The organism is Euzebya pacifica, from assembly GCF_003344865.1.
Classification (GTDB): domain Bacteria; phylum Actinomycetota; class Nitriliruptoria; order Euzebyales; family Euzebyaceae; genus Euzebya; species Euzebya pacifica.
The window spans coordinates 2,586,468-2,611,343 of sequence record NZ_CP031165.1; the positions used below are offsets into that span (position 1 = coordinate 2,586,468).

General features: G+C 71.4%; 20 protein-coding genes and 1 pseudogene. 11 read left to right on the forward strand and 10 right to left on the reverse strand.

Features of this window, described 5'->3' with window-relative positions; translation table 11 throughout:
* Position 1 precedes the first annotated feature (1 nt).
* Entirely contained in the window at positions 2–1,216 is a 1,215-nt protein-coding gene (locus tag DVS28_RS10930) for a MarP family serine protease (RefSeq protein WP_114591476.1), read from the forward strand.
* Between the two features lie 7 nt (positions 1,217–1,223).
* Here the strand turns inward: DVS28_RS10930 and DVS28_RS10935 are convergent, their stop codons facing one another.
* Positions 1,224–1,637 carry a TetR-like C-terminal domain-containing protein gene (locus tag DVS28_RS10935; protein ID WP_164710390.1) on the reverse strand — a complete coding sequence of 138 codons (414 nt, stop codon included), beginning with the start codon at positions 1,635–1,637 and terminating at the stop codon, positions 1,224–1,226.
* A 7-nt stretch (positions 1,638–1,644) separates the two neighbouring features.
* Here DVS28_RS10935 and DVS28_RS30240 point away from each other — a divergent pair.
* Positions 1,645–1,767: pseudogene (locus DVS28_RS30240) on the forward strand (monooxygenase family protein); the annotation flags it as partial.
* 105 nt (positions 1,768–1,872) lie between these two features.
* On the opposite strand, the gene DVS28_RS10945 reads toward DVS28_RS30240, so the two are convergent.
* The gene (locus DVS28_RS10945) at positions 1,873–3,243 is read right to left on the reverse strand and encodes a class II 3-deoxy-7-phosphoheptulonate synthase (protein ID WP_114594125.1); all 1,371 of its coding nucleotides are present in this window, start codon (positions 3,241–3,243) and stop codon (positions 1,873–1,875) included.
* Between the two features lie 120 nt (positions 3,244–3,363).
* Here DVS28_RS10945 and DVS28_RS10950 point away from each other — a divergent pair, with 120 nt between their 5' ends.
* Positions 3,364–4,125 carry a 3-hydroxyacyl-CoA dehydrogenase gene (locus DVS28_RS10950; protein WP_114591478.1) on the forward strand — a complete coding sequence of 254 codons (762 nt, stop codon included), beginning with the start codon at positions 3,364–3,366 and terminating at the stop codon, positions 4,123–4,125.
* Between the two features lie 120 nt (positions 4,126–4,245).
* Here DVS28_RS10950 and pruA read toward each other — a convergent pair whose 3' ends face one another.
* Positions 4,246–5,886, reverse strand: coding sequence for an L-glutamate gamma-semialdehyde dehydrogenase (gene pruA / locus DVS28_RS10955; protein ID WP_114591479.1), 1,641 nt, complete (start codon positions 5,884–5,886; stop codon positions 4,246–4,248).
* A gap of 61 nt (positions 5,887–5,947) precedes the next feature.
* Positions 5,948–6,310 carry a protein-tyrosine phosphatase family protein gene (locus tag DVS28_RS10960; protein WP_114591480.1) on the reverse strand — a complete coding sequence of 121 codons (363 nt, stop codon included), beginning with the start codon at positions 6,308–6,310 and terminating at the stop codon, positions 5,948–5,950.
* Between the two features lie 74 nt (positions 6,311–6,384).
* On the opposite strand from DVS28_RS10960, the gene mutM reads away from it, so the two are divergent.
* Together mutM and DVS28_RS10970 are read left to right on the forward strand one after the other, a co-directional pair.
* Positions 6,385–7,203, forward strand: a complete 819-nt coding sequence (mutM, locus tag DVS28_RS10965) for a bifunctional DNA-formamidopyrimidine glycosylase/DNA-(apurinic or apyrimidinic site) lyase (protein ID WP_245973595.1) — start codon at positions 6,385–6,387, stop codon at positions 7,201–7,203.
* On the forward strand, positions 7,200–7,895 hold the full coding sequence (locus DVS28_RS10970) for a DUF3159 domain-containing protein (protein WP_114591482.1): 696 nt from the start codon (positions 7,200–7,202) through the stop codon (positions 7,893–7,895). Before mutM ends, DVS28_RS10970 begins: the two co-directional genes overlap by 4 nt.
* On the opposite strand, the gene DVS28_RS10975 is transcribed toward DVS28_RS10970, so the two are convergent.
* Positions 7,892–8,536, reverse strand: coding sequence for a ClpP family protease (locus tag DVS28_RS10975; protein WP_114591483.1), 645 nt, complete (start codon positions 8,534–8,536; stop codon positions 7,892–7,894). The genes DVS28_RS10970 and DVS28_RS10975 overlap by 4 nt on opposite strands.
* Before the next feature lie 60 nt (positions 8,537–8,596).
* On the opposite strand from DVS28_RS10975, the gene DVS28_RS10980 reads away from it, so the two are divergent.
* Positions 8,597–9,415: an IclR family transcriptional regulator gene (locus tag DVS28_RS10980; RefSeq protein ID WP_114591484.1), complete on the forward strand. Its 819-nt coding sequence runs from the start codon at positions 8,597–8,599 to the stop codon at positions 9,413–9,415.
* Between the two features lie 53 nt (positions 9,416–9,468).
* Here the strand turns inward: DVS28_RS10980 and DVS28_RS10985 are convergent, their stop codons facing one another.
* Positions 9,469–11,064 (reverse strand): sigma factor, encoded by a 1,596-nt coding sequence (locus tag DVS28_RS10985; protein WP_114591485.1) that lies wholly within the window; start codon positions 11,062–11,064, stop codon positions 9,469–9,471.
* A 70-nt stretch (positions 11,065–11,134) separates the two neighbouring features.
* On the reverse strand, positions 11,135–12,778 hold the full coding sequence (locus tag DVS28_RS10990) for an L-aspartate oxidase (RefSeq protein ID WP_114591486.1): 1,644 nt from the start codon (positions 12,776–12,778) through the stop codon (positions 11,135–11,137).
* Between the two features lie 47 nt (positions 12,779–12,825).
* Between DVS28_RS10990 and ftsH the strand changes: the two genes are divergently transcribed.
* Together ftsH and npdG are read left to right on the forward strand one after the other, a co-directional pair.
* A complete protein-coding gene (gene ftsH, locus DVS28_RS10995; protein ID WP_164710393.1) occupies positions 12,826–14,871 on the forward strand; it encodes an ATP-dependent zinc metalloprotease FtsH in 2,046 nt (681 codons plus the stop codon).
* 43 nt (positions 14,872–14,914) lie between these two features.
* Positions 14,915–15,559, forward strand: a complete 645-nt coding sequence (gene npdG, locus DVS28_RS11000; protein ID WP_164710394.1) for an NADPH-dependent F420 reductase — start codon at positions 14,915–14,917, stop codon at positions 15,557–15,559.
* Between the two features lie 21 nt (positions 15,560–15,580).
* Here the strand turns inward: npdG and DVS28_RS11005 are convergent, their stop codons facing one another.
* Positions 15,581–16,906, reverse strand: a complete 1,326-nt coding sequence (locus tag DVS28_RS11005) for an anthranilate synthase component I family protein (protein ID WP_114591489.1) — start codon at positions 16,904–16,906, stop codon at positions 15,581–15,583.
* Between the two features lie 128 nt (positions 16,907–17,034).
* On the opposite strand from DVS28_RS11005, the gene DVS28_RS11010 reads away from it, so the two are divergent.
* The 3 genes from DVS28_RS11010 (at position 17,035) to DVS28_RS11020 (ending at position 20,997) form a co-directional block, all read left to right on the forward strand.
* On the forward strand, positions 17,035–19,632 hold the full coding sequence (locus tag DVS28_RS11010; RefSeq protein WP_164710395.1) for a Coagulation factor 5/8 type domain-containing protein: 2,598 nt from the start codon (positions 17,035–17,037) through the stop codon (positions 19,630–19,632).
* Between the two features lie 64 nt (positions 19,633–19,696).
* Positions 19,697–20,245, forward strand: a complete 549-nt coding sequence (locus DVS28_RS11015; RefSeq protein WP_114591491.1) for a cob(I)yrinic acid a,c-diamide adenosyltransferase — start codon at positions 19,697–19,699, stop codon at positions 20,243–20,245.
* Positions 20,242–20,997: a helical backbone metal receptor gene (locus DVS28_RS11020; protein WP_114591492.1), complete on the forward strand. Its 756-nt coding sequence runs from the start codon at positions 20,242–20,244 to the stop codon at positions 20,995–20,997. The genes DVS28_RS11015 and DVS28_RS11020 overlap by 4 nt, the downstream gene beginning before the upstream one ends.
* Positions 20,998–21,025: 28 nt before the next feature.
* On the opposite strand, the gene panB is transcribed toward DVS28_RS11020, so the two are convergent.
* Both panB and DVS28_RS11030 read right to left on the reverse strand, forming a co-directional pair.
* Positions 21,026–21,835: a 3-methyl-2-oxobutanoate hydroxymethyltransferase gene (panB, locus tag DVS28_RS11025; protein WP_114594126.1), complete on the reverse strand. Its 810-nt coding sequence runs from the start codon at positions 21,833–21,835 to the stop codon at positions 21,026–21,028.
* A 194-nt stretch (positions 21,836–22,029) separates the two neighbouring features.
* On the reverse strand, positions 22,030–24,813 hold the full coding sequence (locus DVS28_RS11030; RefSeq protein ID WP_164710396.1) for a cell wall-binding repeat-containing protein: 2,784 nt from the start codon (positions 24,811–24,813) through the stop codon (positions 22,030–22,032).
* Positions 24,814–24,876: the final 63 nt, after the last annotated feature.

The window sequence follows — 24,876 nt, forward strand, 5'->3', positions numbered from 1 at the left end:
CATGGGGTCCGTGGCCGACGGCGGCACACTGTCGGGTGTGAACCTCGTGGATGTCGTGCTCGGCACGATGCTGCTCGTGGCTGCGGTCAGGGGCTGGCGTCGTGGTGCGCTGAGCCAAATGTTCGCCTTCGGCGGGGCCGCGATCGGCCTCGTCCTCGGGGCACTGTTCGCCCCCGACATCGCCACGGAGTTCATCGACACGCCCGGTGTCCGCCTGTCGCTGGTCACCTTCGGGATCCTCGTCGTGGCGCTCCTGATGGGGCAGCTGCTGGGCTACCTCGTCGGTGCACGCCTGCGCGTGGCCGCCGAGCGCAGCGGGGCAGGCGCGGCCGACTCGGTGTTCGGCGTCGCCGTCGGCCTCGCGTCGCTGGTGCTGTCGTTGTGGCTGGCCGGCTCGATCCTTGCCCAGGGGCCGACCGCCAGCCTCGCCCGGCAGGTGAGGGGCAGCACGGTGCTGGGGTTGATCGACGAGACGCTCGGCCCGCCGCCGGACCTGTTCGGTCGCGTCGCTGGCTACCTGGACCAGCAGGGGTTCCCACAGGTCTTCGCCGGCCTGCAGGGCGCCACCGCGCCACCGGTCGCCCAACCCTCGGGGGAGTTCGTCGAGCTCGCAGCCGCGGCCGGCGCGCCGTCGACGGTGCAGGTGGAGTCCCTCGGTTGTGACGGCGTGTCGGCGGGGTCCGGCTTCGTCACCCAGCCCGGTTTCGTGGTCACCAACGCCCACGTGATCGCCGGCGGCGAGGTCATCCGGGTCCGGGACCCCGGTGGCACACACGACGCCGTCGCGATCCATGTCGACCCCGAGCTCGACCTCGCCGTGCTGTCGGTGCCCAACACGACCGCAACGCCCTTGCCATGGGCGTCGACCCCGGTGGACCGTGGAGTCGCCGGCGCGACCCTCGGCTTCCCCGGGGGCCAGCGCGAGCTCAACATCCGGCCGGCCGCCGTACGTGGCCGGCAGGAGGCGCTCGGCCGCGACATCTACGGCCGCAGCGTCACCAGCCGGGAGATCCTGACCCTCGAGGCGGCGGTCTCACCCGGCGATTCGGGCGGGCCGTTCGTCACCGCCGCGGGTGAGGTCGGGGGCGTGGTCTTCGCCGCCTCGACCGCCGGTGACGGCGTCGGTTATGCCCTGACCGCCGAACGGGTCCAGCCGGACATCGCCCAGGCCATCGCCCGCAACACGCCGATGCCGACGGGCGCCTGCCGCTTCTGACGGCTGATCAGTCCGGCGCCAACCCGGCCAGCATCGCGCCCAGCGCCTGCGCCCAGACGGCGTCGGCGTCGAGCCCCGCCGGCACGCCCGACAGCTCGAGGGACGCCAAACCGTGCACGAGCCCCCACAGGGCGAAGGTGATCTCCATGTCGTTGCCCACGACGGCGCCGACGTCGACGGCACGGGCGACCGCAGACCGAAGGCGTTCCAGCCGGGCCAGGGCGAACGCGTCGTCGGCCTCCGACGGGGTGAACTCCGGTACCGGGCAGTCGAACATGACCGCGTAGAGGTGGGGTCGGTCCAGCGCCGAGCGCCGGTAGGCCAAGCCGAGGGCACGGAGCTCCTCGACGGGGTCGTCCGGCCGCCCCACCTCGTCGAAAGCCTGGCGGCTGCGAAGCCTGTGGCTGGTCGCGAGCGCCATGCCACGCATGTTGCGCCGGTTGGTTGCCGAGCCAGCGCTCGGCCTGCTGCACGTCGAGTGGTTCCGTCGTGGCCGCACGACCATGGCGGTGCAGTACTGGGCAAGCCACGAGCAGCTGACCCGGTTCGCGACCGACCCCGACCTGCCGCATGCGCCCGCCTGGAAGGCCTACATGGCCCGGTTGGCCACAACGCTCGCGCACGCCTCGACGGCGCACGCGAGCGGGCCGCCTGACCTACGGTCGGGCGCAGGGACGGTCGCGGAGCAGCTCGGCGACCTGGAAGGCCATCTCCAGGGACTGGGCGTTGTTCAGCCGGGGGTCGCAGGCCGTCAGGTAGCGCTGCGACAGGTCGAGGTCGGCGATCTGCTGGTCGCCGCCGAGGCACTCGGTGACGTCCTCGCCGGTCAGCTCCATGTGCACGCCACCGGGGATGGTCCCCTCGGACTGGTGCGCACCGAAGAACCCGGCGATCTCGGCCAGCACGTCGTCGAAGTGGCGAGTCTTGTAGCCGGACTCGGCGGTGAAGGTGTTGCCGTGACAGGGGTCGCAGACCCACACGACGTTCTTGCCGGCGTCGCGGGTTGCGGCCAGCAGGGGCGGCAGCGCGTCGCCCACCTTGTCCTTGCCCATGCGGCTGATCAGCGTCAGGCGGCCGGGGATGTTGTCGGGGTTGAGGACGTCGACGAGCTCCAGCAGCTCCTCGGGGGTCATCGTCGGACCGACCTTGCACCCGATCGGGTTGGACACCCCCGACAGGAAGTGCACATGGGCGTGGTCGAGCTGACGCGTCCGCTCGCCGATCCACAGCATGTGGGCCGAGCAGTCGAACCAGTCGCCGCTGAGGGAGTCCTGACGTGTGAGCGCCTGCTCGTAGCCCAGCAGCAGGGCCTCGTGGGAGGTGTAGAAGTCGACGCTGTTGAACGTCGCCTCGCGTCCGATGTCGATGCCGACGGCGGACAGGAAGTCCAGGGCGCGGCTGATGTCGGACGCCATGCGCTCGTACCGCTGCCCCTGCGGCGACCCGGCCACGAACTCCTGGTTCCACGCGTGGACCCGGGAGAGGTCGGCGAAACCGCCGCTGGTGAAGGCACGCAGCAGGTTCAGGGTTGACGCCGACGTGTGGTACATCCGCTCGAGGCGTGAGGGGTCGGGACGGCGGTTCTCCACGGTCGGGGCAAGGCCGTTGACGGCGTCGCCCTTGTAGGAGGCCATCTCCACGCCACCGACGCTCTCGGTGGGCTTGGAGCGGGGCTTGGCGTACTGGCCGGCGATGCGACCGACCTTGACCACTGGCATCGACGCGCCGTAGGTCAGGACGATCGCCATCTGCAGCAGGACCTTCAGCTTGTCGCGGGTGGCGTCGGCGCCGGCCGCATCGAAGGTCTCGGCGCAGTCGCCGCCCTGCAGGAGGAAGGCTTCGCCACGGCAGACGCGGGCGAGGTCGGCGGTCAGGTCACGAGCTTCGCCGGCGAACACCAGCGGGGGCTGGGTCGACAGCGTCTCGAGGACCTGCTTGAGGTGGTCGGGGTCCGGGTACTCCGGCATCTGCTCGGCAGGCAGATCCATCCACGAGGACGGGGTCCAGGTCCGCTGGGGGGTGCTCATGTCGGCCACTCTCCCATCCGGTCGTACATCTGGCAAAGCCCCTGCGTTGGATACGGGCGAAACGTCAGGGGCCTGTAGCCTCTCGACACCACTGCAACCGCTACCAGGAGCCTGTCGAAGATGGACCTCAGCAACGCCGTCGCCCTCGTCACGGGAGGGGCCTCCGGCCTCGGTCGTGCCACCGCCGAGGGGCTTGTCGCTGCGGGCGCGAAGGTCGTGTTGGTCGACCTGCCGTCCTCACCCGGCGCCGAGACGGCCTCGGAGATCGGCGACGCGGCCCGCTTCGTCCCCGCTGACGTGACCGACCCGGCGGCGGTGCAGGAGGCGATCGACACCGCGACGGAGCTCGGGACCCTGCGCGTGGCCGTGAACTGCGCCGGCGTCGGGACCCCCGGTCGGGTCCTGTCCAAGCGCGGCCCGATGGACCTCGAGCAGTTCCAGAAGGTCGTCACGATCAACCTGGTCGGCACGTTCAACGTCCTGCGCCTGTCCGCCGCTGCGATGGCCGCCTCCGATCCCGTGGACGGCGAGCGAGGCGTCATCGTCAACACCGCCTCGATCGCAGCGTTCGACGGGCAGATCGGCCAGGCGGCCTACGCGGCGTCCAAGGGTGGCGTGGTCGGCATGACCCTGCCGATCGCCCGCGATCTCGCCCAGCACCTGATCCGGGTCATGACGATCGCCCCGGGCACCTTCTCCACCCCGATGCTGCACGGCCTGCCACCCGAGGCGGTCAAGTCCCTCGGCGACGCCGTCCCCATGCCCTCCCGCCTGGGCGAGCCCTCCGAGTACGCGGCACTCGTCCGCCACATCTGCGAGAACCAGATGCTCAACGGCGAGGTCATCCGCCTCGACGGCGCCCTGCGGATGGCGCCGCGGTAGGCGACGAAGGACACTACGGCTCACAGGAGCCGTGAGCCGCGGCGCCCAGACGACATGGCGCCGCGGTAGGCGCCAATCGTGCCGAATCCCTGGGCCGCCCGAACCCCTGACCTCGGGGGGTCAGCCCTGGTGGGGGTAGCGCCAGTCGGTCGGGGGGACGAAGGTCTCCTTGATCGACCGGGGGCTGACCCAGCGCAGCAGGTTGAGGGGGGAGCCGGCCTTGTCGTTGGTGCCCGAGGCCCTCGCGCCGCCGAACGGCTGCTGGCCGACGACCGCGCCCGTGGGCTTGTCGTTGATGTAGAAGTTGCCCGCGGCATGGCGCAGGCGGCCCAGGGCGTCGTCGACGGCCGAGCGGTCGGTGGCGAACACCGCGCCGGTCAGGGCGTAGGGGGAGGAGGAGTCGACGAGGTCGAGGGTCTCCTCCCACCGGGCGTCGTCGTAGACGTACACCGTCAGCACCGGTCCGAAGAGCTCGCGGACCATCGTGTCGCTCGTGGGGTCCTCGGTGACCAGCACCGTCGGGTCGACGAACCAGCCCTCGCTGGCGTCCGCGCCGCCGCCGACCAGCACCTTGGCGCCCGCGTCGGTCGCCCCGGCGATGGCCTGGGTCAGCCGGTCGTGGGCCACCTTGTCGATGACCGCGCCGAAGAACGTGGACAGGTCCGCGCCCACGTCGCCGACGGTGATCTCCTCCGCCATCGTGGCCAGGGGGTCGCGGACGGCCGGCCACAGCGAGGCAGGGATGTAGGCCCGGCTGGCCGCCGAGCACTTCTGCCCCTGGTACTCGAAGGCCCCGCGCCCGAGGCCGACGGCCACGGCGAGCGGGTCAGCGGAAGGGTGGGCGATGACGAAGTCCTTGCCGCCGGTCTCGGCGACGATCCGCGGATAGGAGCGGTAGGTGTCGATGTTGGCGCCGGTCCGCTGCCACAGCTGCTTGAACACCGTCGTCGACCCGGTGAAGTGCAGCCCGCCGAAGTCACGATGGGACATGCACACCTCCGACACCATCGCCCCGTCACCGTGCACGAGGTTGATGACGCCGTCGGGCAGGCCGGCAGCGCGGAAGAGGTCCATCGTCACCTGCGCGGCGTAGGCCTGCTTCTCCGACGGCTTCCACACGACCGTGCAGCCCATGATCGCCGGCGCAGCGGGCAGGTTGCCGGCGATGGCGGTGAAGTTGAACGGGGTGAGGGCCAGCACGAAGCCCTCGAGCGGCCGGTGGTCGGTGCGGTTCCAGATGCCCGTGGAGGAAATTGGCTGCTCGGCGTGGATCTGCTCGGCGAACGCGCAGTTGAAGCGCAGGAAGTCGATCAGCTCGGCGGCTGCGTCGATCTCGGCCTGGTACACCGACTTGGACTGCCCCAGGATCGTGGCCGCGTTCAGCCGGTCGCGCCACGGGCCGCTGAGCATGTCGGCAGCCCGGAGGAACACGGCGGCCCGGTCGGCCAGGGGTGTGGCGGCCCAGTCGCGAGCCGCCTCACCAGCCGCGTCGATGGCTGCGGTGACGTCGTCGCGGCCGGCGGCGTGCACGGTGGCCAGTGACAGCCCGTGGTCGTGCGGCGCGGTGACGGTGAAGGTCGTCCCCGTCGTGACGTCTCGGCCACCGATGTGCATGGGGGCGTCGATGGGGCCGGCGCTGCGCACGGCAGCGATCGTCGACTCCAGCGATGCCCGTTCGGGGCTGCCGGGCGCGTAGTCGCGCAGGGGTTCGTTGACGGGCGTGGGGACGACGAAGCGTCCGCTGGCGTTCACCTGGCTCATGGCCTCACGGTAGCCGAGCAGGCACCCATCCGTCAGGGGGCGTCGCCGGATGGGCCGAGGGTTACTGGATGGCGTGCACCGCGGCGTCGGTCAGCTCCTGCAGGCGGTCGATCAGGAGGGCGCGGACGAGATGCTCGACGTCGGGGGAGATGTCGGCGACACCGCCGCGAGCCATGCGTTCGAGGACGCGGGCCTGGAGCACGTACAGGTCCTCCAGCGTGGACTGCACGTCGGGGCTCCAGGGCTCGTCGGGGACCAGCAGTGCGGTCCACCGCGTCAGGACTTCACCCTCGGTTTCCTCGAGGGTGATCACCCGGCCCGCGGCGTTGTCCGACAGGGCGCGTTGGAGGTCGCTGCACCTGTCGCGCAGGAAGGCGACGTCGGCGGCGTTGGAGGCGGGGTTTCGGCGTAGGAGCACAGTCATGTCACACCTTGTAGTGCGGATTTACTCTTAGTGATGCGTATCGGCACGTGCAGCCGAAACCCTTACGGTCGAATATGGCGTCAGTGCCAGAACTTCCCGAGGTCGAGAGCGTGAGGCGTCAGCTGGCGCCCAGATTGGTGGGTCGCAGGGTGTCGAGGGTCGCGGTGGACCCGGCGATGCCGCGCTACGACCGGGCCCGCGATGCGGAGGGTGGGCGGGTCGACGACCTCCGCCGCCGGGGCAAGTACCTGATCGCCGACCTCGACACCGATCGTGACCTGATCCTCCACCTCGGCATGACCGGCATCCTGCGGTGGCGGGGCGAGGACGGGTGGGACGGCAGCGACCCGTACGTGCGGGCCACGATCGAGCTCGACGACGGCTCGATGCTGGACTTCCGTGACGTCAGGCGGTTCGGCACCTTCGTGGTGACCCCGGCGGGGGAGCACGAGCGCCTGCCGACCCTCGCGGCGCTGGGGCCCGAGCCGCTGTCGGGGGCGTTCACCCGGGAGGGGTTCCACCGGGCGCTGTCGTCGACCCGCCAGCAGGTCAAGCCCTTCCTGCTGTCCCAGCGTCCGGTCGCCGGGGTCGGCAACATCTACGCCGACGAGGCCCTGTGGCGGGCACGGATCCGTCCGACGGCCCGGCGGATCGGGCGGGAGCGGTCCGACCGCCTCTGGCACGCCATCCGCACGGTCCTGGCCGAGTCGATCGAGCGGGAGGGGACCACCTTCCGCGACTACCAGATGGTCAACGGCGAGTCGGGTCGAAACGCCGACTTCCTCGTCGCCTACGGACAGGGCGGGCGTCCGTGCCCCCGGTGCGGCGAGCCGATGCGCAAGGGCGTCGTGGGCGGTCGCGGCACGACCTGGTGCGCGCGTTGCCAACGATGAACGAGGACGTCACGCTGCAGGGCCTCCTGCGCGATCCCAAGCTGGTCGTCGACACCGTGGCACCCACCCTGCTCTTCGCGGTGCTGGCCGTCCTGTCACCCCTGGTCGTGGCCGCGGGGGCGGCGCTGGCCTGGTGTGCGGTCGTCGTCCTCGTGCGGCGACGCCGGAAGCAGTCCCTCGCCCATGCCGTGTCCGGCCTCGGTGGCGTCGTGATCGGCGTGGCCGTGGCGCTGCTCAGCGGTGATGCGCTGGGGTTTTTCGTACCGGGCATCGTCGGCAATCTGGCCTTCGGCGTGCTGTGCCTGCTGAGCGTCCCCGTCGGCCGGCCCGCGGTCGCCTGGACCAGCGCGACGCTGGTCCGCTGGCCGCTGGAGTGGTACTGGCATCCCCGTGTCCGGCCCGCCTACAGCGAGGTCACGATCGTCTGGGGCCTGTACTACCTGGGGAAGGGGGGATGGCAGGCGCTGCTGTTGCGCGACGGCGACCTGGCTGCGCTGGCGACGGTCCGGCTGGTCACGGGCTGGCCGGGCCTGCTCGCCCTCGTCGCGGCGACCTGGGCGTACATCACGTGGCGGCTCGGCACGCTGGACGCACCCGATGTCGACGCGTTCCGGTCCGGGCACGACGAAGCCGACGCCACGGGGGCGTCGGCTGGGTCAGCGGAGGTCCTGCCGGAGGACGGCGAGGCCTAGAGGCCGCCGGTGGTCCGGACGCTGTCGATGAGGCCGTACTCCACCGACTCCTCGGCGCTCAGCCAGAAGTCGCGGAGGGTGTCCTTCTCGACCTGCTCCAGCGACTTGCCGGAGCGCTCGGAGAGGATCTCGTTGATCCGGTTGCGCATGAAGGTCATCTGCTGCGCCTGGATCTGGATGTCGGAGGCCTGACCGCGGGCACCACCGAGGGGCTGGTGGATCATGATCCGCGAGTTCGGGGTGGCCGATCGGGTGCCGGTGCCGGTGGCCAGCAGGAACGCGCCCGCCGATGCCGCCATGCCCACGCACACGGTGTTGACCTTGGCGTTGATCAGGTGCATCACGTCGTACATCGCGAACATCCCGCTGATCACGCCACCGGGGGAGTTGATGTACATCGTGATGTCGTCGTCGGAGTCCGAGCCCAGGGCAAGGAGCTGGGCGACGATCTCGTCGGCCTTCGTGTCCTCGATGGGGCCACGCAGGTACAGCACGCGGTTGTCGTAGAGCTTCTTGAAGGGATTCTGCGACAGGGCAGCCGCGAGAAGGGTGTCCTTCTCCTCCTTCGTCTCCTCGTCACCGTCGTCGGACCGGGGCGTCAGACCCCAGTACGTGTCGGAGGAACCTGCGTTGACGCTCATTCGTCGCATCCTTGGTCGCGAGCCGTTACCAACCGGGCACACCGGCGGGCGCACAGCGTAATGGCCTGCGGCCCGGATCGCTTGCCTTCCGTTCCGCCCGACACCGGCACCAGCCGGTGGGTTACGCTGCCGGCCGCGAGCACGACAGGGAGGTCCTGGTTGGAGAGGGGCGGTTCTCGCACACTCGCGCGTGGCCTGTCGGTGCTGCGCGCACTGGGCCAGCGCGACGAGGGTGCGACGGTGGCCGAGCTGTCCGTTGCGACGTCGCTGGACCGTGCGGTCCTCTACCGGCTGCTCGAGACCCTCTGCGAGACGGGGTTCGCGGTGCGCGACGAGGGCAGCCGGCGGTACCACCTCGGTGTCGCGCTGGTCGAGCTCGGCGCCCGAGCCGGACGGGGGCTGGAGGTCAGCCGGCTGGCGACCCCGGGCATGCGGACCCTGATGGAGGCGTGCAACGAGGCCGTCTGCCTGGGCGTGCGCGACGGCGACGACCTGGTGGTGGTGGACCGCATCGAACCGCAGGGCCTGTTCGTCCGGGTGTCCTACGGGGTCGGGTTCCGCCATCCGCTGCTGACCGGTGCCCACGGCCGGGCGCTGGCCGCCCACCTGGTGGAGGAGGACCGCGCAGCCCTCAGCGGCGACGACGGCGTGCTCGAGGCCCTCGACGCGGTGAGGATCCGCGGGTATGCGGTGTCCAACGGCGAGCTGGAGACCGGGACGACGGGGGTGGCCGCACCGATCCGGGACCGGACCGGCAACGCGGTTGCTTCGCTCGGGGTGGTGGCGCCGACCCCCCGGGTGCCGGACCCTGATCGCCTTGCCCCGATGGTGGTCGAGGTCACCACCGAGATCAGCCGACGGCTGGGCTGGGACGGCTGACCCGGTCGTGGGTCAGCCGGCGGGGCCGGCCGACAGGGCCAGACCTTGGGGGATCAGCCGCCCGGCGGGCCGAAGACCTGCACGGCGAGCAGCACACCCACCGCGAGGCCGCCGAGGATCGGCAGCACCCAGGCCAGGACGGCGGCCATGGCGCTGCGCTGGCGCACCGCGGGGACGTCGTCGTCGGCGTAGCGCTCTTCGCCCTCCACGTACACGTCGGCATCGTCGGTGAACACGGGATCGGGTCCGCCGGCACGTTCGGCAGGGGCGGCCGCGCCGAAGGGGGCCGTCGGGTCCGGTGCGGCGCCGGTGTCCTCGCCGTCGAGGGCTTGCAGGGCGGCGTACGGACCGGTTGCGGCCGGCGCGTCCGACGCGGGCGTCGGTGGTTCGTCGAGCTCGTCGAGGCCGGCGAAGGGGTCGTCGTCCTCGTGGTCGCCGGCCAGGATGTCGGACAGGCGCAGCTCGGCGGTGTCCCCGGGCGTGGGTGTCCAGTCGGCGTCGGCAGGATCCTGCGACGAGGCGGCCGGGAGGTCGGCGGTGTCGGCCACCGCGTCGGTCCCGGCTGCAACGACCGGGCCACCGACCACAGGTGGTGCCTCGTCGAAGTCGGCGAAGGGATCGTCGTCGTCCTCCTCGGCAGGACCAGCGTCGATCGGCGTGACGGCCGCGGGCTCGTCGGCGGCGGGCTCGTCGAAGGAGGGTGCCGTGTCGGCGACCGGCGCTCCGGCGATCGCTCCGTCGGCCGTCGGGGTGTCAGCCGTGGGGGTGTCGGCCGGCGGTGCGTCGGTGAGGAGCGGCTCGGCGGCAGATGGCTCGGTCGTCGCCTCGTCCGCATCGGGCGTCGACATCACGACGGGGGGAGCGGCAGGCGGCGGCGTGCTGGCCGCGGCGGCCACGGACCCTGTCGCCGTCAGAACCTGCACGAGGACGCGCTGGCCCATGTCGGGGGTGGCAGGCAGTCCCTCGATGCGGCGGCGGCCACGACGGACCGCTCGCGATCGAGCCGCACAACCGGCGCGCTCCTCGATGGCGGACTCCACCTGACCCGCCGCAGCGGGGTCGGCCACCCCGAGGCACCAGTCGCCCAGGGCGGACAGGTCCGCACACGGATCCTCCGTCGCCGCGGTGCGGTCACCGGAGGAGGTCTCGGGGCCGGCCAGCGCCAGCAGGGCACGGACCAGCGCGTCGCTGGCACCCGGGTCCTGCGCGGTCGTCGCCACACCCTTGTCGTGGGCCAGCAGCAGCGCGCGCCGCTCGTCGTCGGGCAGCTCGGCGATGGCCCGCTCGGCCGCGTCGAGGAAGCGCAGGTCCGGAGCAGGAAGGTCGGGCAGCAGCCCGGACGCCGACGGGGACGCAGGGGCCCGGCCGTCGGCACGCAGCCGCTCGGCGGAGATCGCCCACGTGGTCCGGCGTGCCCAGCCCTCGAGCGGGCCGGCGTCGGGCGAGGAGATCCACAGCTGGGTGAAGACGGCCTGCAGGACCTCCTCCACCTCGGCGGCGCCCGGCACGAGCCGGCGCGCCACGGCGTGGGCAGCGGGAACCAGCCGGTGGTACGCCTCGGCCAGCGCAAGCGGCTGGCCGGCGCGGATGCCGTCGAGGAGTTCGGGCTCGGCCGCCCGCCGGAAGTCCTGCTCGTGTGGGTTTGCCATCCCCACGACTGTAGAACCAAGACCTGCGGCCGTGTGGCATGTCCCCCGGCCGGCGGGGCAGTGCGGCCGGTCAGCCGGTCAGCTGGACCCGCTGTCGTCGACCGGCCCAGACCGGGTCGTGGTCGGGGTAGTCGGTGCGGAAGTGGGCCCCCCGCGACTCGGTGCGGTGCAGGGCGCTGTCGACGATCGCGCGGGCGGACACCAGCATGCTGTCGACCTCAAGGGCATCGCGGACCATGGGAGGCTTGGGGCCACCCCAGGCCCGATACGCGGCGGCACGCAGGTCGTCGATGACCTGGCCCAGCTTCTGCAACCCGTCGGCGTCGCGGATGGCACCGCCGCCGGCGCTCATCGCGGTCCGCAGGTCCGTGCGTTCGCTGCCGTCGGCGGTGACAGGGGTGTCGCGGCCGAAGGTCGGCGGTTCCGGGTCGGTGTCGGCGTGGGCGCCGTCCAGGCGCGCCGCCATGTCCAGCGCCGCCCGGTGGGCGAACACACAGGACTGCGCGAGGGAGTTGCCGGCCATCCGGTTGGCACCGTGGACCCCGGACGACGCGGCCTCCCCGGCGGCGTACAGGCCCGGCACGGAGGTGCGGCCGTGCAGGTCGGTGGCCACCCCACCGATCATGTAGTGCTCGCACGGCTCGACCGGCACCGGCTCGGTCGCCAGGTCGAACCCGAAGGTCCGGGCGCCGGTCAGCACCGTCGGGAACTCCTCGGCCAGCTGGTGGTCGGGGATCATCCGGGCGTCCAGCCAGGCGCCACCCGGCTGGTCGAGGATCGCCTTGGCGACGACGTGGCGCGGGGCCAGCTCGGCGTCGGGGTGGCGATCCAGCATGAACCGGTTGCCGTCGGCGTCCAGCAGATGGGCGCCGGCACCGCGCAGCGCCTCGGTGAGCAGGAACCGCTGGAAGCGTCCGTCGGCGGACTTCAGCCCGGTCGGGTGGAACTGGACGAACTCGAGGTCCTGCAGGGCGGCGCCGGCTCGGCCCGCCAGGGCCAGGGCATCACCGGTGGCCTCGTCGCGGTTCGTCGTGCCCGCGTACAGGCCACCGCACCCGCCGGTCGCCAGCATGACCGCCTGGGCGCGCAACAGGACCAGGCCAGCATCCTGTGACGGCGTGGCCATGCCACCGGCGATCTCGTCGCACAGCAACCACGCCCCGATGACTGGTTGTTCGGGGGTGGTGGCCAGCGGCAGGTCGACGACCATGCCCTGCAGGCGGACGAGGCTGCCGTTGCGGGCCTTCTCGATGGCGGCGTCGCGCAGCGCACGGAACATCTCCGCGCCGGTGGCATCGGCTGCCCGGACGGACCGTCCGACCTGCTGGCCACCCTCGCGGGCAAGCGCCAGGCTGCCGTCGTCCTGGGTGTCGAACACCGCACCCCGCCGGCGGAGGTCCGCCACACGTGCGGGGGTCTCGGCGGCCATGACCGCGACGGCTCGGGGGTCGGTGTGGCCGTCCCCGGCCCGTGCGGTGTCGGCGGCATGCATGGCGGGGGAGTCGTCCGGGCCGACGGCGGCCGCAAGCCCTCCCTGCGCCAGCGGGGTCGAGCCCGACTCGCCGGACACCCCCTTGTCGATGAGGGCAACGGTCAGCTCTGGACGACGATCGAGCAGGTCGAGTGCGGTCACGAGTCCGGCGACACCGGACCCGACAACCGCCACATCAACCGCAATCTCGGCTCCGGCTGCGATATGGGAAGGCAAGGCCATCCGGGCCAAGAGTGGCGAACACGGTGCCTCCCCGCAAGAGTGGGGTCGTGAACAGCAACCCTCGAATGCGCCTGATCGCGGTGATCGGTGCCGTGCTGCTGGTGTCGATCCTCTTCGGTGGGCTCGGAACCGTGCAGTCCGGTGACGAGCTGACCTACTCCGAGTTCCGTGAGCAGGTGGAGTCGGGGAGCGTCGAATCGGTCGTGTTCACCGGCCAGTCCATCGACGGCACCTACGTCGAGGGGGCCCGCGAGGACGACACCACCGCCTTCCGGTCGTTCCTGCCGATCTCGACGGTCGTGGGACTCGGCGAGGTCGAGACGTTCCTGCGCGACAACGGGGTCACCATCGAGGCGGAGTCCGACACCGGCGGCATCTTCGGGCTGCTGCTCCCGCTGCTGTTCCCACTCCTCCTCTTCGTGGGCTTCTTCTGGTTCATCAACCGCCAGGCACGCGGACAGATGGGCGGCCTGGGCCAGATCGGCAAGTCGACCGGCAAGATCCACAAGACCGACCAGCCGCAGACCACCTTCGACGACATCGCGGGCTACAAGGAGGTCAAGGAGGAGATCCAGGAGGTCGTGCAGTTCCTGCGTGATCCCTCCCGGTTCCGCCAGGCCGGCGCCGAGGTGCCCAAGGGCATGCTCATGGTCGGCCCGCCCGGTACCGGAAAGACGTTGCTCGCCAAGGCCGTTGCTGGTGAGGCCGGGGTGCCCTTCATCTCCGTCACCGGCTCGGACTTCATGGAGATGTTCGTCGGCGTCGGCGCCTCCCGTGTGCGTGACCTGTTCAAGACGGCGCGCGAGAACGCCCCCTCCATCATCTTCATCGACGAGCTCGACTCCATCGGCCGCAAGCGCGGGGCAGGCCTCGGCGGCGGCCACGACGAGCGCGAGCAGACCCTCAACCAGCTGCTCGGCGAGATCGACGGCTTCGAGGGCTCCACCGGCGTGGTCATCATGGGTGCGACCAACCGCCCCGACGTCCTGGACCCGGCGCTGACCCGTCCCGGCCGGTTCGACCGCCAGATCGTGGTGCCCCTGCCGACCCTGGAGGAGCGCGACCAGATCCTGCGCATCCACATGCGCGGCAAGCCCATCGGCGCCGACGTCGACCCCAACACCATCGCCCGTGGCACGCCCGGCATGGCCGGTGCCGACCTCAAGAACCTGGTCAACGAGGCGGCCCTGATCGCGGTGCGCGAGAACAGCCCCGAGATCCGCATGCAGGACTTCGAGCGAGCTCGCGAGCGGCAGACCATCGGCCGCGAGCGTTCGACCCTGCAGCTGGGGGAGAAGGAGAAGGAGTCCGTCGCCTACCACGAGGGCGGGCACGCGCTGGCCGCCTTCATCGAGGAGGAGGCGGACCCGGTCTACAAGGTCACCGTCCTGCCCGTCGGCATGGCGCTGGGTGTCACCACGCAGCTGCCCGTCGACGAACGGCACATCCACACGCTGTCCTACCTGATCGCCAAGCTCCGCGTGATGCTCGGTGGTCGTGCCGCGGAGCTCGTGGCGCTGGGCCAGCCGACGACGGGTGCGTCCAACGACCTGCTGCAGGCCACCAAGCTCGCCCGGGCCATCGTGCGCGACTTCGGCATGACCGAGGCCGTCGGCCCCGTCGGTTACGGCGAGGATCGCCCGGTCTTCCTCGGTGAGGAGCTCGGACGCGGCCACGCCTACTCCGACAACTTCGCCGAAGCCGTCGACGTCGAGGCCCACCGCATCCTGTCCACCAACCTGGAGTACCTCGTCGAGCAGTTCGAGGGCCTCCGCCCGGGGCTGGACCGCATGGCCGAGCTGCTGGTGGAGAAGGAAGCGATCTCCGGTGAGGAGGCGCTGGCCGCGGTCCGGTCGGGGTTGTCTGCGGACAAGCAGGCCCTGCTGGTCGGCAAGGCGTCGAAGGTCAAGACGGCGGGGTCCAACAACGGCCACGTGCCGGTCGGATCCGGCGTGCCGGTCAACGAACCGGTGCGCGAGCCGCTGCCGGGCGGCCAGAACGGCCGACCGCCGGTCGGCAACGGCGGTCCCGCCCGGGTGCCCAGCGGACCGGGGTCGACCCCACCGCCACCGCCCATGCCGCCGCCTCGCTGAGCCGTTCTGCCGTGACGCAGCCGGCCCGATACGCTCCGCGATCGTGATCGGCATCATCGGCGGCACCGGACCGCAAGGAAGAGGGCTGGCCTACCGCCTCGCGCGGGCCGGCGTGGACGTGCTCATCGGGTCGCGAGACCCCGAACGGGGCATCGCCGCGGCCGAGGAGGTCGCCCTGCTCGCCGGTGGTGGGGCCACCGTGCAGGGTGCCGGCAACGCCGAGTTGCCGGCCCGTGCCGACATGCTCCTGGTCACCGTGCCCTACGAGGGGTTGGAGGCCACCCTGGGTCCCCTGGCCGACGAGGTCGGGGACATGGTCGTCATGTCGGCGGTCAACAAGCTCAGCTTCGCTGGCGGCCCCCAGGCGTTGCCGGTCGAGGCGGGGTCGTCGGCGGAAGAGGTTGCCCGACTGCTGCCCGCGGCCCGGGTGACGACGGCGTTCAACAACGTCTCCGCAACCCACCTGCGCAACACCGAGCACGTGTTCGACGAGGACGTCCTGGTATGCGGGGACGACGACGAAGCGGTGAAGCGCACCGTGGAGCTCGCCTCGCAGGTCGAGGGCCTGCGTGGTGTCGCCTGCGGTCCGTTGCGCCTGGCGTTCACCATCGAGGCCATGACCGCCGTCGTCATCTCGGTCAACGCCACCCACGGGGTCACCGCCGGCCTCCGCATCACCGGCCTGTAGCGCCGGCCTCTGGAGCGGCCGTCAGCCATCCGGTGGGGCGGTGCCGGTCGCGGTGAAGAACGCCCTGGCCTTGGTCATGGCTTCCTCCCACTCCTCGTCGGGGTCGGAGTCGGCCACGATGCCGCCGCCGGTGCCGTACCAGGCCCAGCCGTCGTGCAGGACCGCGGTCCGGATCGCGACCGACAGGTCGACCAGCCCCGGGGCGATGACGCCGATCGCGCCGCAGTAGACGCCGCGGCGCCACGGTTCGACCAGGCGGGTCCTCGAGACGGCCATCCGCTTGGGTGCGCCGGTGACCGAGCCACAGGGGAACAGGGCGGCCAGGACGTCGCGCAGGCCGAGGTCGGCCCGGACGGTGCCGAGGACCGTGCTGGTCAGGTGCCACACGGTGGGGTGGGCCTCCAGCTCCATCAGCTGGGGCACCCGGACCGAGCCGACCTCGCAGATCCGGCCGAGGTCGTTGCGTTCGAGGTCGACGATCATCACGTGCTCGGCCCCGTCCTTGGTCGCCGTCCGCAGGTCCTCCGCGAGGGCCCGGTCGACGACCGGGTCCTCGGCACGCCGCCGGGTTCCCTTGATCGGACGGATGGTCGCCTGCCGGCCGTCCATGCGGAGGAACGTCTCGGGGGAGACCGACGCGATCGTGGCACCGGGGGCATGCAGGAAGGCCGCGTGGTCGGCGCTGGGGCTGGCGCCGAACAGGCGTCGCGCCAGCGCCCGGGGGGAGCCGTCCCACCGCGCGCCGACGTGGAGGGTGAGGTTCACCTGGTAGACGTCGCCATCGGCGATCCAGTCGTGGATCCGCTGGACCGCCGCGCCGTGCTGGGCCCGCGACAAGGTGGACCGAGCCGATTCCTCCTCGCGGGTGGCCCCGACGACTCCGACGCGTCCCGGCGCCCGGGGACGACCGTGACGACGAGCGGCGGCCACCAGCAGCGAGTGGGCACGATCGGCGTCCGCGTCGGACGCACCCGTCACCCACCAGCGCCCGTCGGGGGACTGGCAGGCCGCATGGGTGTAGCGACCGAACCACAGCGGGGGAAGCGGGGCGGGCGCGGGCCGCTCGTCGACGGTGTCCAGGTCCAGCAGCGCAGCCGATGCGTCGTCGGTCACGAACCCGAGCAGTCCGTGGGTGAACGGCGGCCCGGCGGCGCCCGGCCCCGCCCATCCGAGCTCGTCGGCAGCCTCGTCCAGCGCGCGTCCGTCGGTCACGGCACCGACCGGATCGGCCACGGCGACCTCCCACCCGCGCACACGCACCAGGGCGCCGCGCCGCGATGGGTCGCTCGGGACCACGGTCACCGGGTGACCGGGATCGGGGCCGGTGTAGGGACGGACGACGGTCATCGGTCGGGACACCTTAGTGGCCCGCGGCCACCCCACCTCGGCGGCCGGGCAGGAGACGGGTCGTCTTGCGTCGAACACAGGAAGTGGAGCGACCCACACGTTTGGGCACCCAGAGCCGAGGTACCGCGATGACGTCCACGTTCACCCCCTCACCCCGTACCGCGCGGCGCGGCGTGGCCATGCTCGTCCTGGCCGGGCTGCTGCTGGCCCTCCCGGGAACGACCGCACCGCCGGCCGGGGCAGAGACGCCGGCGCTCGCCGTGCCGTACCAGCTGGTGGTCGACCGCGACGTCCACGACCGGTTGGCGAGCCCCGAGGACCGCTACGCCCTGGCCGGCGGCTGCTACACGATGCAGGCCGACGACGGGACCTGGGTCGCTCGCGACGGCGCGATGGTCATCGACGGGGCCGAGGCCGACGCGGTTCCGTTCCACTTCCAGCCGACCCGGTTGGGCGAGTACTTGATCGCGGCCAACGAGGGCCCCGACGACTCCGTCGAGGGGGCCTGGTGGGACGTGCGGTCCTACCTGACCCGCCTGTCGGTCAGCACCGGCGGCCAGCCGGGACTGCCGGCCGTGACCGCTGCAGTCCAGCCGTCCCTCGCCGACACCCCCTCGGTCCGGGGCGAATGGGTGATCACCGCCGTCGGCGATGATGCCGACGCCCGCGACGAGGCCGGCCAGGCCTACGAGGTCCGGTCGCAGGACAGCACGCTGCTCGGCACCTACACCTTCCACCACGTTCCCGACGACGACCCGACCGACGACGACCCCAACGGCACGGCCTGCGCGGACTGGCCCGAGGTCGACACCAACACCGAGGGTCGCCCATCCGCCAACCCGGCCGGTCCCGCTGCCGAGGTGCAGGGCTTCTTCGAGTCCCACGTCCACGGCATGGCCTTCGAGTTCCTCGGCGGCGAGGCCCGCTGCGGTCGCCCGTGGCATCCCTACGGCGCCGAGTTCGCCCTCGTCGACTGCGAGGACCACGCCGCCGGTGGTCGTGGAGCGGTGCTCGAGGTCGCGGTTTCCGGTGGCGACCCGGTCAACGGCCACGACACCGTTGGCTGGCCCACGTTCGGGTACTGGCCCCGCCATGACTCGTTGACCCACGAGCAGTACTACTGGCGCTGGCTGGAACGCGCCTACCTCGGTGGGCTCCGCCTCAGCGTCAACCTCTTCGTCGACAACACCGCACTGTGCGAGATCTACCCGATCAAGCGGAACTCCTGCAACGAGATGGACGGCGTTCGCCTGCAGGCCGAGCGGCTGTTCGAGCTGCAGGACTACATCGACGCCCAGTCCGGTGGCCCGGGGGAGGGATGGCTGCGCATCGTCACCGACCCGGCCCAGGCCCGTGAGGTCATCAACGCCGGCCGCCTGGCCGTGGTGATGGGCATCGAGGTGTCGGAGCTGTTCGACTGCAGCGAGTTCCTCGACCAGCCCAACTGCACCATCGAGCAGATCGACCAGCGGCTGGAGGAGGTCCACGACATGGGCATTCGCCAGATGGAGCTGGTGAACAAGTTCGACAACGCCCTGTCCGGCGTGACCGGTGACGGCGGCGCAACCGGCATCCTCGTGAACTGGCTGGGGCAGCGGTACACCAGCGGCCACTACTGGGACATGCAGACCTGCGCCCCGACCGAGCCGGGCCACAGCCACGAGCACGACAAGACGCAGATCAACGTCGCCGACGACGTGCCCGACGGCGGCCAGGAGGAGATCGACGTCCTCGCCGGCGCGATCCTCGAGCAGTTCGCCCCGACCCGCGGCTACGCCGCACCGGCCTACTCGGCCGGTCCGCACTGCAACACCCGCGGCCTCACCCCGCTGGGCGAGCACCTCATCACCCAGATGGTCGCCCGCGGCATGGTCGTCGATCCCGACCACATGAGCGCTGCCGCCCAGCGAGCAGCCCTCGACCTGATCCAGGACGTCATCATCCCCGCGGAGCACGAGCGGGCGCACGCCGTGGGCCGGGCGCCGATCCAGCCGTCGCTGATCTCCAGCCACAGCTGGGGCAACGACGAGATCTACCAGCGGATCTACTCCCTGGACGGTGTCATCGGTGCCCGTACCGCCTCGGCCGACCGGTTCGTGGACTACTGGGCCGAGCGCCGACAGTGGGCCGCGGACCTGGCGCCCGCCGACAGCCTGTTCGGCCTCGGCTACGGCGCGGACACCAACGGCCTCGGCGGCCAGCCCGGGCCGCGCAGCACCCCGGCGGTCGCGCTGGACTACGCCGACGGCTTCGAGGCGCCGGTGGGCGGCGTCACCATCCACCAGCACACCTCGGGGGTACGGACCTACGACGTGTCGGTCGACGGCGTCGCCCACTACGGGTTGTTCGCCGACTGGTTCGCCGAGCTCGCGCTGGCCGCCGACGAGCATCGGCCGGACCTGGGTGGGGGCGACGCGATCATCGCCGACATGCTCAACGGTCCCGAGGCGTACCTGCAGATGTGGGAACGGGCGACCTACGGCAGCAACGACTGCGTCACCGACGGGTCGCACCTGCAGACCGAGGACCTGCACGCGTTGGTCGGCGGCAACGTGGAGGCGTTCCTGACCGCCGTCGGCCAGCCGCTGGACCGCGACGGCGCGGCCTACACCTACTGTGCGACCGACGACGTGGGCCACCCGGTCGAGGCCCGCGTCACCTTCGACGCAGACGGCCGCGTGGCCACCGTCGACGCAACCCCCGTGTGGGCGCTGCCACGCGACTGACGACAGCTCCGCCGTTGCCGGTCGATGACCGCCACGCACGCGGGCACGGCTACGGTGTGCGGCGATGAAGGTCTACACCAAGCGCGGCGACGACGGCACGACCGGACTGCTCTACGGCGGTCGGGTCGACAAGGACGATCTGCGGACCGGTGCCTACGGCACCACCGACGAGGCAGTCAGCGCCCTGGGCATGGCCCGGGCGGCGCTGGAGCCCGACACCGAGTGGCACGACGCGGTGCTGGAGATCCAGCGCGAGCTGTTCGTCGTCGGGGCCCAGCTGGCCACCCACGTCGACCACTGGCCCAAGCTCACCGCCGGGGTCAGCAAGGCCACCCCGGAGATGACGGAGGAGCTGGAACGGCGCATCGACGCGCTGACCGATCGCTACCCGCTGCCCCAGGAGTTCGTCGTCCCCGGTGGGTCCCCGGCGGGCGCCGCCATCGACCTGGCCCGCACCGTCGTGCGCCGGGCCGAACGGCTCGTCGTGGCCATGCAGCGCCAGGACCTGCTGCCCGACGACAGCCCCCTGCGCTACCTCAACCGGCTCAGCGACTACCTGTTCGTGCTGGCCCGCGCGATCGAGGGTGGCGACTACACCCGGACCCGCGCATGAGCAGCGACCGCATCGTCTCGCTCGTCCCCTCCGTCACCGACGCGCTGGACCGCTTCGGCGTGGCCGACCGCGTGGTCGGCGTCACCACCTACTGCACCCACGGGGCCCCCGACGCCGCGGTGCGGGTCGGTGGCACGAAGAACCCGGACGTGCAGCGCATCATCGCCCTGCGCCCCGACCTCGTGGTCACCAACACCGAGGAGAACCGCCCGGAGGACATCCAGCGGTTGCGTGACGCCGGCCTGACGGTGGAGGAGACCTATCCCCGCACCGTCGCCGACGCCGCCAAGATGACTCGGCGGCTGGGTGAGCTGGTCGACGCCACCGCGGTCGCAGCCGACCTCGCCGATGCCGTCGATGCAGCGATCGAGGCGGCTCGTGCCGCGGCACCCAGCACCCGGGTGATGGCGTTGACCCTCGTGTGGCGCAAGCCGTGGATGGGCCTCGGCCCCGGCACCTACGCCAGCGACCTGCTGTGGACGTGCGGGTTCGGCAACGTCCTGTCCGGCTACGAGGCCGACTATCCCAGGCTCGAGGCCGGACTGGCGTTCGGCGCCGACGTGGCGCTGCTGCCGAGCGAGCCGTACGCGTTCGAGGACAAGGACCTGGACCCCGTCCGCGAGCTGGCGGGCGACGTCGCCACCCGCTTCGTGGACGGCGAGCTGCTGACCTGGCACGGCCCGCGCACCGCCGACGGCCTGCGCACCTTCAGCGCCCTCGCGGTCGAGCTGGCCGCCGAACTCCCCGGCTGACCAGCCCGTCCACGGGGGCTGCCGAGCCTCAGTACTGGTGCTCGGGACCCGGGTAGTCGCTGGAGGCAACCTCGGCCTGGAAGGCCTTGGCGGCGGAGACGATCTCGCCGCGCAGCGTCGTGTACTGCTTGACGAACCGGGGCAGCCGACCGCTGGTCAGGCCGAGGAAGTCGTGGAACACCAGGACCTGCCCGTCGGTGTCCGCACCAGCGCCGATGCCGATGGTGGGGATGTCCAGCGCCTCGGTGACGCGGGCGCCCAGGTCGGACGGGACCGCCTCGAGCACCAGGCAGAACGCCCCGGCAGCCTGCAGGGCGAGCGCGTCGGCGACCAGCTTCTCGGCCGCCGCCTCCTCGCGCCCCTGCACCTTGAAACCGCCCAGCTGGTTGACCGCCTGGGGGGTCAGGCCCAGGTGCCCCATCACGGGGATGCCGGCCTCGACCAGCCGGCGGGTCAGGTCGACGCGGGGACCCTCGAGCTTGACGGCGTTGGCCCCCGCCTCCTTCAGGAAACGCACCGCGTTGACGACGGCGTCGTCCTCGCTGCCGTGGTAGCTGCCGAACGGCATGTCGCCGACGACCAGCGCTCGCGTGGCACCACGGCGCACGGCCTTGGTGTGGTGCAGCATCTCCTCCATCGTCACCTGCACGGTGGAGTCGTAGCCCAGCACGACCATGCCGAGGGAGTCACCGACGAGCAGCAGGGGAACGCCCGCCTCGTCGAGGATCTGGGCGGCCGAGTAGTCGTAGGCGGTCAGCATGGCGAACTTCTCGCCACGGTCCTTGAAGGCCTGGATGTCGTGGATGGACACCGGACGGTTCTGTGCGTGCACGCTCATGAGCTGCACAACCCCTTTCTCCTGCCAGCCGGGATCGGGCCCGGTCCAGCGGTCGGAATCGCGAACACCCGCAGGGTAACGGTTGCCCGAACGTCAACGCCAGCGGCCCGACGGGCATTCCGGTCCGACAACGACCACGCGGGCCGCCCTGATGGGCGACCCGCGTGGGACTGACGTGATGGGGGAGGAGGGACCTAGCCCTCGCCACCCGTGACGGTGATGCGACCCTCGCCGCCCACCGGGTACTGCTCGGCGGTGATCTCCCCGCCCAGCCCACCGTCGTCGGTGGCCGCGACGATGAAGTCGGTCAGGACCTGCTGGTAGGTCGCCCCGAGGACCTCGAAGTCGTCGTCCAGCGGGTAGCCGTCGCCGCCGCGGGCCGAGAAGTCCACGATGCTCAGCGTGACGGTCGGGGCGCCGTCGACGACCTCGCCGTCGGTGATCAGCGGGGTGCCGTCACCCAGGGTCAGCGAACGCACCCGCGCACCCGGGGTGGTGATGTTGCCGTCGTCGTCCTGGACCTGCGGCTGCTCGTCGAGGTCTATCTCGACGACCAGGTTGGACAGGTGGAGGAACGCACCGTTGACGCCCTCGATGTCGAAGTAGGCCCGCTCCAGCAGCTGCTGCAGCTCCTCGATCGTGAAGTCCTCGAAGGCCGCCACGAAGTTGGGGAAGGGCACCATGGAGAAGGTGTCCAGGGCGGTGATGTCGCCCGGCCCGATCTCCTCGCCGGCGTGGCGGATGCCACCACCGTTCTGCACGCCCACGACGATGGCGTCGGGGTCGAGGCCGAAGGACGGTCCCTGGTCCTCCACGAACCAGCGCATCGAGTCGGCCACCAGGTTGCCGGCGTTCTGCTCCGACACGCGGATGTCGGGGCGGTCACCGTTCAGGCGGACCTCGGAGGTGGCGATGACGTCCTCGGCGAGGCCGTCGACGAACGCCTGGACAGGCGCGTAGACATCGTTGACGACCGTCTCGTTGGCCGGGACACCGTCGGCGAGGGACTCCTCGGCGACGCGGACCATGCGGGACACCTCGTCGACGAACGGACGGGTCTCCAGCAGGTTGCCGTCGGCGTCGAAGAGCAGCTCGAGGCGGCCCAGGTAGCCGTAGTTGCCGCTGGTGGTCACCACGGGCACGGTCGTGCCGTCGGTGTCGTCCACCAGGATCGGGTAGCCGTCGAAGACGCTGCCCAGGTCACCGGGGATCAGGGGGTCACCGGTGTCGGCCAGGACCTCGTCGCCACCACCGGCGACGACCGCGTCGATGCCGTCGATCTGGCCGATGAGGGCGAGGTCGCCGTCGTCGCCGCCGATGCCCTGCAGGTGGCTGATCAGGATGATCTTGTCGACGCCCTCGTCGGTGAGGCGGTCGACCTCGGCCTGGGTGATCCCGACGATGTCCTGCAGGACCTCCACGTTGCGGGGGGAGGAGATGCTGGCGAGGCCGGGGGTGGTCAGGCCGATGATGCCGACCTGGGTGTCGCCGGTGTCCACCACGGTCGAGGGGGCGATGCGCCCGTCGTCGACGAGGGCCTGGAGGCCGGGTTCGTTGGTGAAGTCGAGGTTGGCCGACAGGAACGGCGGCAGGTCGTCACCGACGAAGGAGGTGATGAACCGCTCGGTGACGTCGGGGTTGAAGTCGAAGTCGTGGTTGCCGAGGTCCAGCGCGTCGTAGTTCATCAGCGACAGGCCGAGGGCGTCCAGGATCGGACCGTCCTCGTCGGACAGCGACGCCTGGAACTCCGGACCAGCCAGGAAGTTGTCACCGGAGGTGACGGTCACCACGCCGGAGTCGTCACAGCCCTCGGCGAACGGGGCGTCCTGCAGGGTGTTGGCGAGGGTGACCATGTTGGCCAGGCCGCCGTAGCCCTCCGAACCCGGGAACAGGTCGGACTCGCCGTCGTTGTGGTGCAGCAGGCGCAGGCAGAACGCGGCCTCGGGGGCCTCGAAGGTGGCGGCACCGTCGATGCCCATCAGGACCTCGTCGGTGAACTGGTTGCCGACGACGACGGTGTCCTCGACCAGGTCGAGCGTCGAGCCGAGGATGTCGAAGGCGTCGACGGAGGCGGCCAGGTTCTCGCAGTCGACCATGACGGTCGTCCAGCCGTTGGCGCCGGCGATGGCGGAGGCGGCGAGGCCCTCGACGTAGCTGCAGCCGGGGATGACGAAGCGGTTGGTCGGGACGGCGCCGAGCTCGGAGACGGCGTGGTCGTAGGCGGCCACGGAAGTGGTGACACGGGTGTCGCCGGCGATGCGGCTGACCTCGCCCTCCTCACCGGCGATCGCGCTCTCGACCTCCTCGGTGACGGCGGCGGTGCCACCCACGATCACGCGTGGTGCGTCGGGGTTGGCGGCGATGTAGGCCGCGATCTCCTCGGGGAGGCGTTCGGCGTTGACCGGCAGGATCGGGCTGCCGTCGAGGCCGGCGATGGTGGCGGCGTTGATGGCGTCGGGCCAGCCGCGGGCGTCGTCGGCGTTCTCGCCCTCGACGAAGTACAGGGTGGAGGGACCACCGGTCGAGGCGTCGAGCTCACCGGCCACCTCGATGGCGGTCTCGAAGCGGTTGTCGCCCGCAAGGCGACGGGTCGTGTGACCTGCCTGGGCGATCTGCTCCTCAGCCGCCTCGCTCACGGCAGCGATGCCGCCGAGGATGATGACCTCGTCGGGTGCGATGCGCGCGAGCTCGGCGAGGACGGCCTCGCTGACGGTGTCACCCTCGACGAAGAGGATGGGGGCGCCGTCGGCGGCCGCGAGCGGGGAGCCCGCCAGGGCATCGGCGTAGTCATCGGCACGGGCGATGTAGGCGCGTGGGGCGTCCTCGGACACGTAGGTCCCGGACAGCTCGGCCGTCGTGTCGATCGGGCCTGCCTGCGCGCCGCGCACTGCGGCCGCGTCCGATGGACTCGGCACTGCTACCAGCAGGGCAGCAAGGAGGGTCGCGACGAAGGCGACCACGGGAATTCGAACAGCCATGTGAACGGCAACCTTTCGAGATGCTCTCATTCGGGTGAACGACGGAAGGACGCACCCCTCGGG

What these genes read in the sequence shown, in the direction of transcription:
- DVS28_RS10985 (WP_114591485.1), bottom strand. Translation starts at nt 11,064, where the DNA reads ATGGCAAACCCACACGAGCAGGACTTCCGGCGGGCGGCCGAGCCCGAA.
- DVS28_RS10970 (WP_114591482.1), top strand. Translation starts at nt 7,200, where the DNA reads ATGAACGAGGACGTCACGCTGCAGGGCCTCCTGCGCGATCCCAAGCTG.
- DVS28_RS11015 (WP_114591491.1), top strand. Translation starts at nt 19,697, where the DNA reads ATGAAGGTCTACACCAAGCGCGGCGACGACGGCACGACCGGACTGCTC.
- pruA (WP_114591479.1), bottom strand. Translation starts at nt 5,886, where the DNA reads ATGAGCCAGGTGAACGCCAGCGGACGCTTCGTCGTCCCCACGCCCGTC.
- DVS28_RS10930 (WP_114591476.1), top strand. Translation starts at nt 2, where the DNA reads ATGGGGTCCGTGGCCGACGGCGGCACACTGTCGGGTGTGAACCTCGTG.
- panB (WP_114594126.1), bottom strand. Translation starts at nt 21,835, where the DNA reads ATGAGCGTGCACGCACAGAACCGTCCGGTGTCCATCCACGACATCCAG.
- DVS28_RS11005 (WP_114591489.1), bottom strand. Translation starts at nt 16,906, where the DNA reads ATGACCGTCGTCCGTCCCTACACCGGCCCCGATCCCGGTCACCCGGTG.
- DVS28_RS10975 (WP_114591483.1), bottom strand. Translation starts at nt 8,536, where the DNA reads ATGAGCGTCAACGCAGGTTCCTCCGACACGTACTGGGGTCTGACGCCC.
- DVS28_RS10960 (WP_114591480.1), bottom strand. Translation starts at nt 6,310, where the DNA reads ATGACTGTGCTCCTACGCCGAAACCCCGCCTCCAACGCCGCCGACGTC.
- DVS28_RS10980 (WP_114591484.1), top strand. Translation starts at nt 8,597, where the DNA reads ATGGCCTGCGGCCCGGATCGCTTGCCTTCCGTTCCGCCCGACACCGGC.
- DVS28_RS10935 (WP_164710390.1), bottom strand. Translation starts at nt 1,637, where the DNA reads ATGGCGCTCGCGACCAGCCACAGGCTTCGCAGCCGCCAGGCTTTCGAC.
- DVS28_RS10990 (WP_114591486.1), bottom strand. Translation starts at nt 12,778, where the DNA reads ATGGCCTTGCCTTCCCATATCGCAGCCGGAGCCGAGATTGCGGTTGAT.
- DVS28_RS10945 (WP_114594125.1), bottom strand. Translation starts at nt 3,243, where the DNA reads ATGAGCACCCCCCAGCGGACCTGGACCCCGTCCTCGTGGATGGATCTG.
- DVS28_RS10950 (WP_114591478.1), top strand. Translation starts at nt 3,364, where the DNA reads ATGGACCTCAGCAACGCCGTCGCCCTCGTCACGGGAGGGGCCTCCGGC.
- DVS28_RS11030 (WP_164710396.1), bottom strand. Translation starts at nt 24,813, where the DNA reads ATGGCTGTTCGAATTCCCGTGGTCGCCTTCGTCGCGACCCTCCTTGCT.
- DVS28_RS11020 (WP_114591492.1), top strand. Translation starts at nt 20,242, where the DNA reads ATGAGCAGCGACCGCATCGTCTCGCTCGTCCCCTCCGTCACCGACGCG.
- mutM (WP_245973595.1), top strand. Translation starts at nt 6,385, where the DNA reads ATGGCGTCAGTGCCAGAACTTCCCGAGGTCGAGAGCGTGAGGCGTCAG.
- DVS28_RS11010 (WP_164710395.1), top strand. Translation starts at nt 17,035, where the DNA reads ATGACGTCCACGTTCACCCCCTCACCCCGTACCGCGCGGCGCGGCGTG.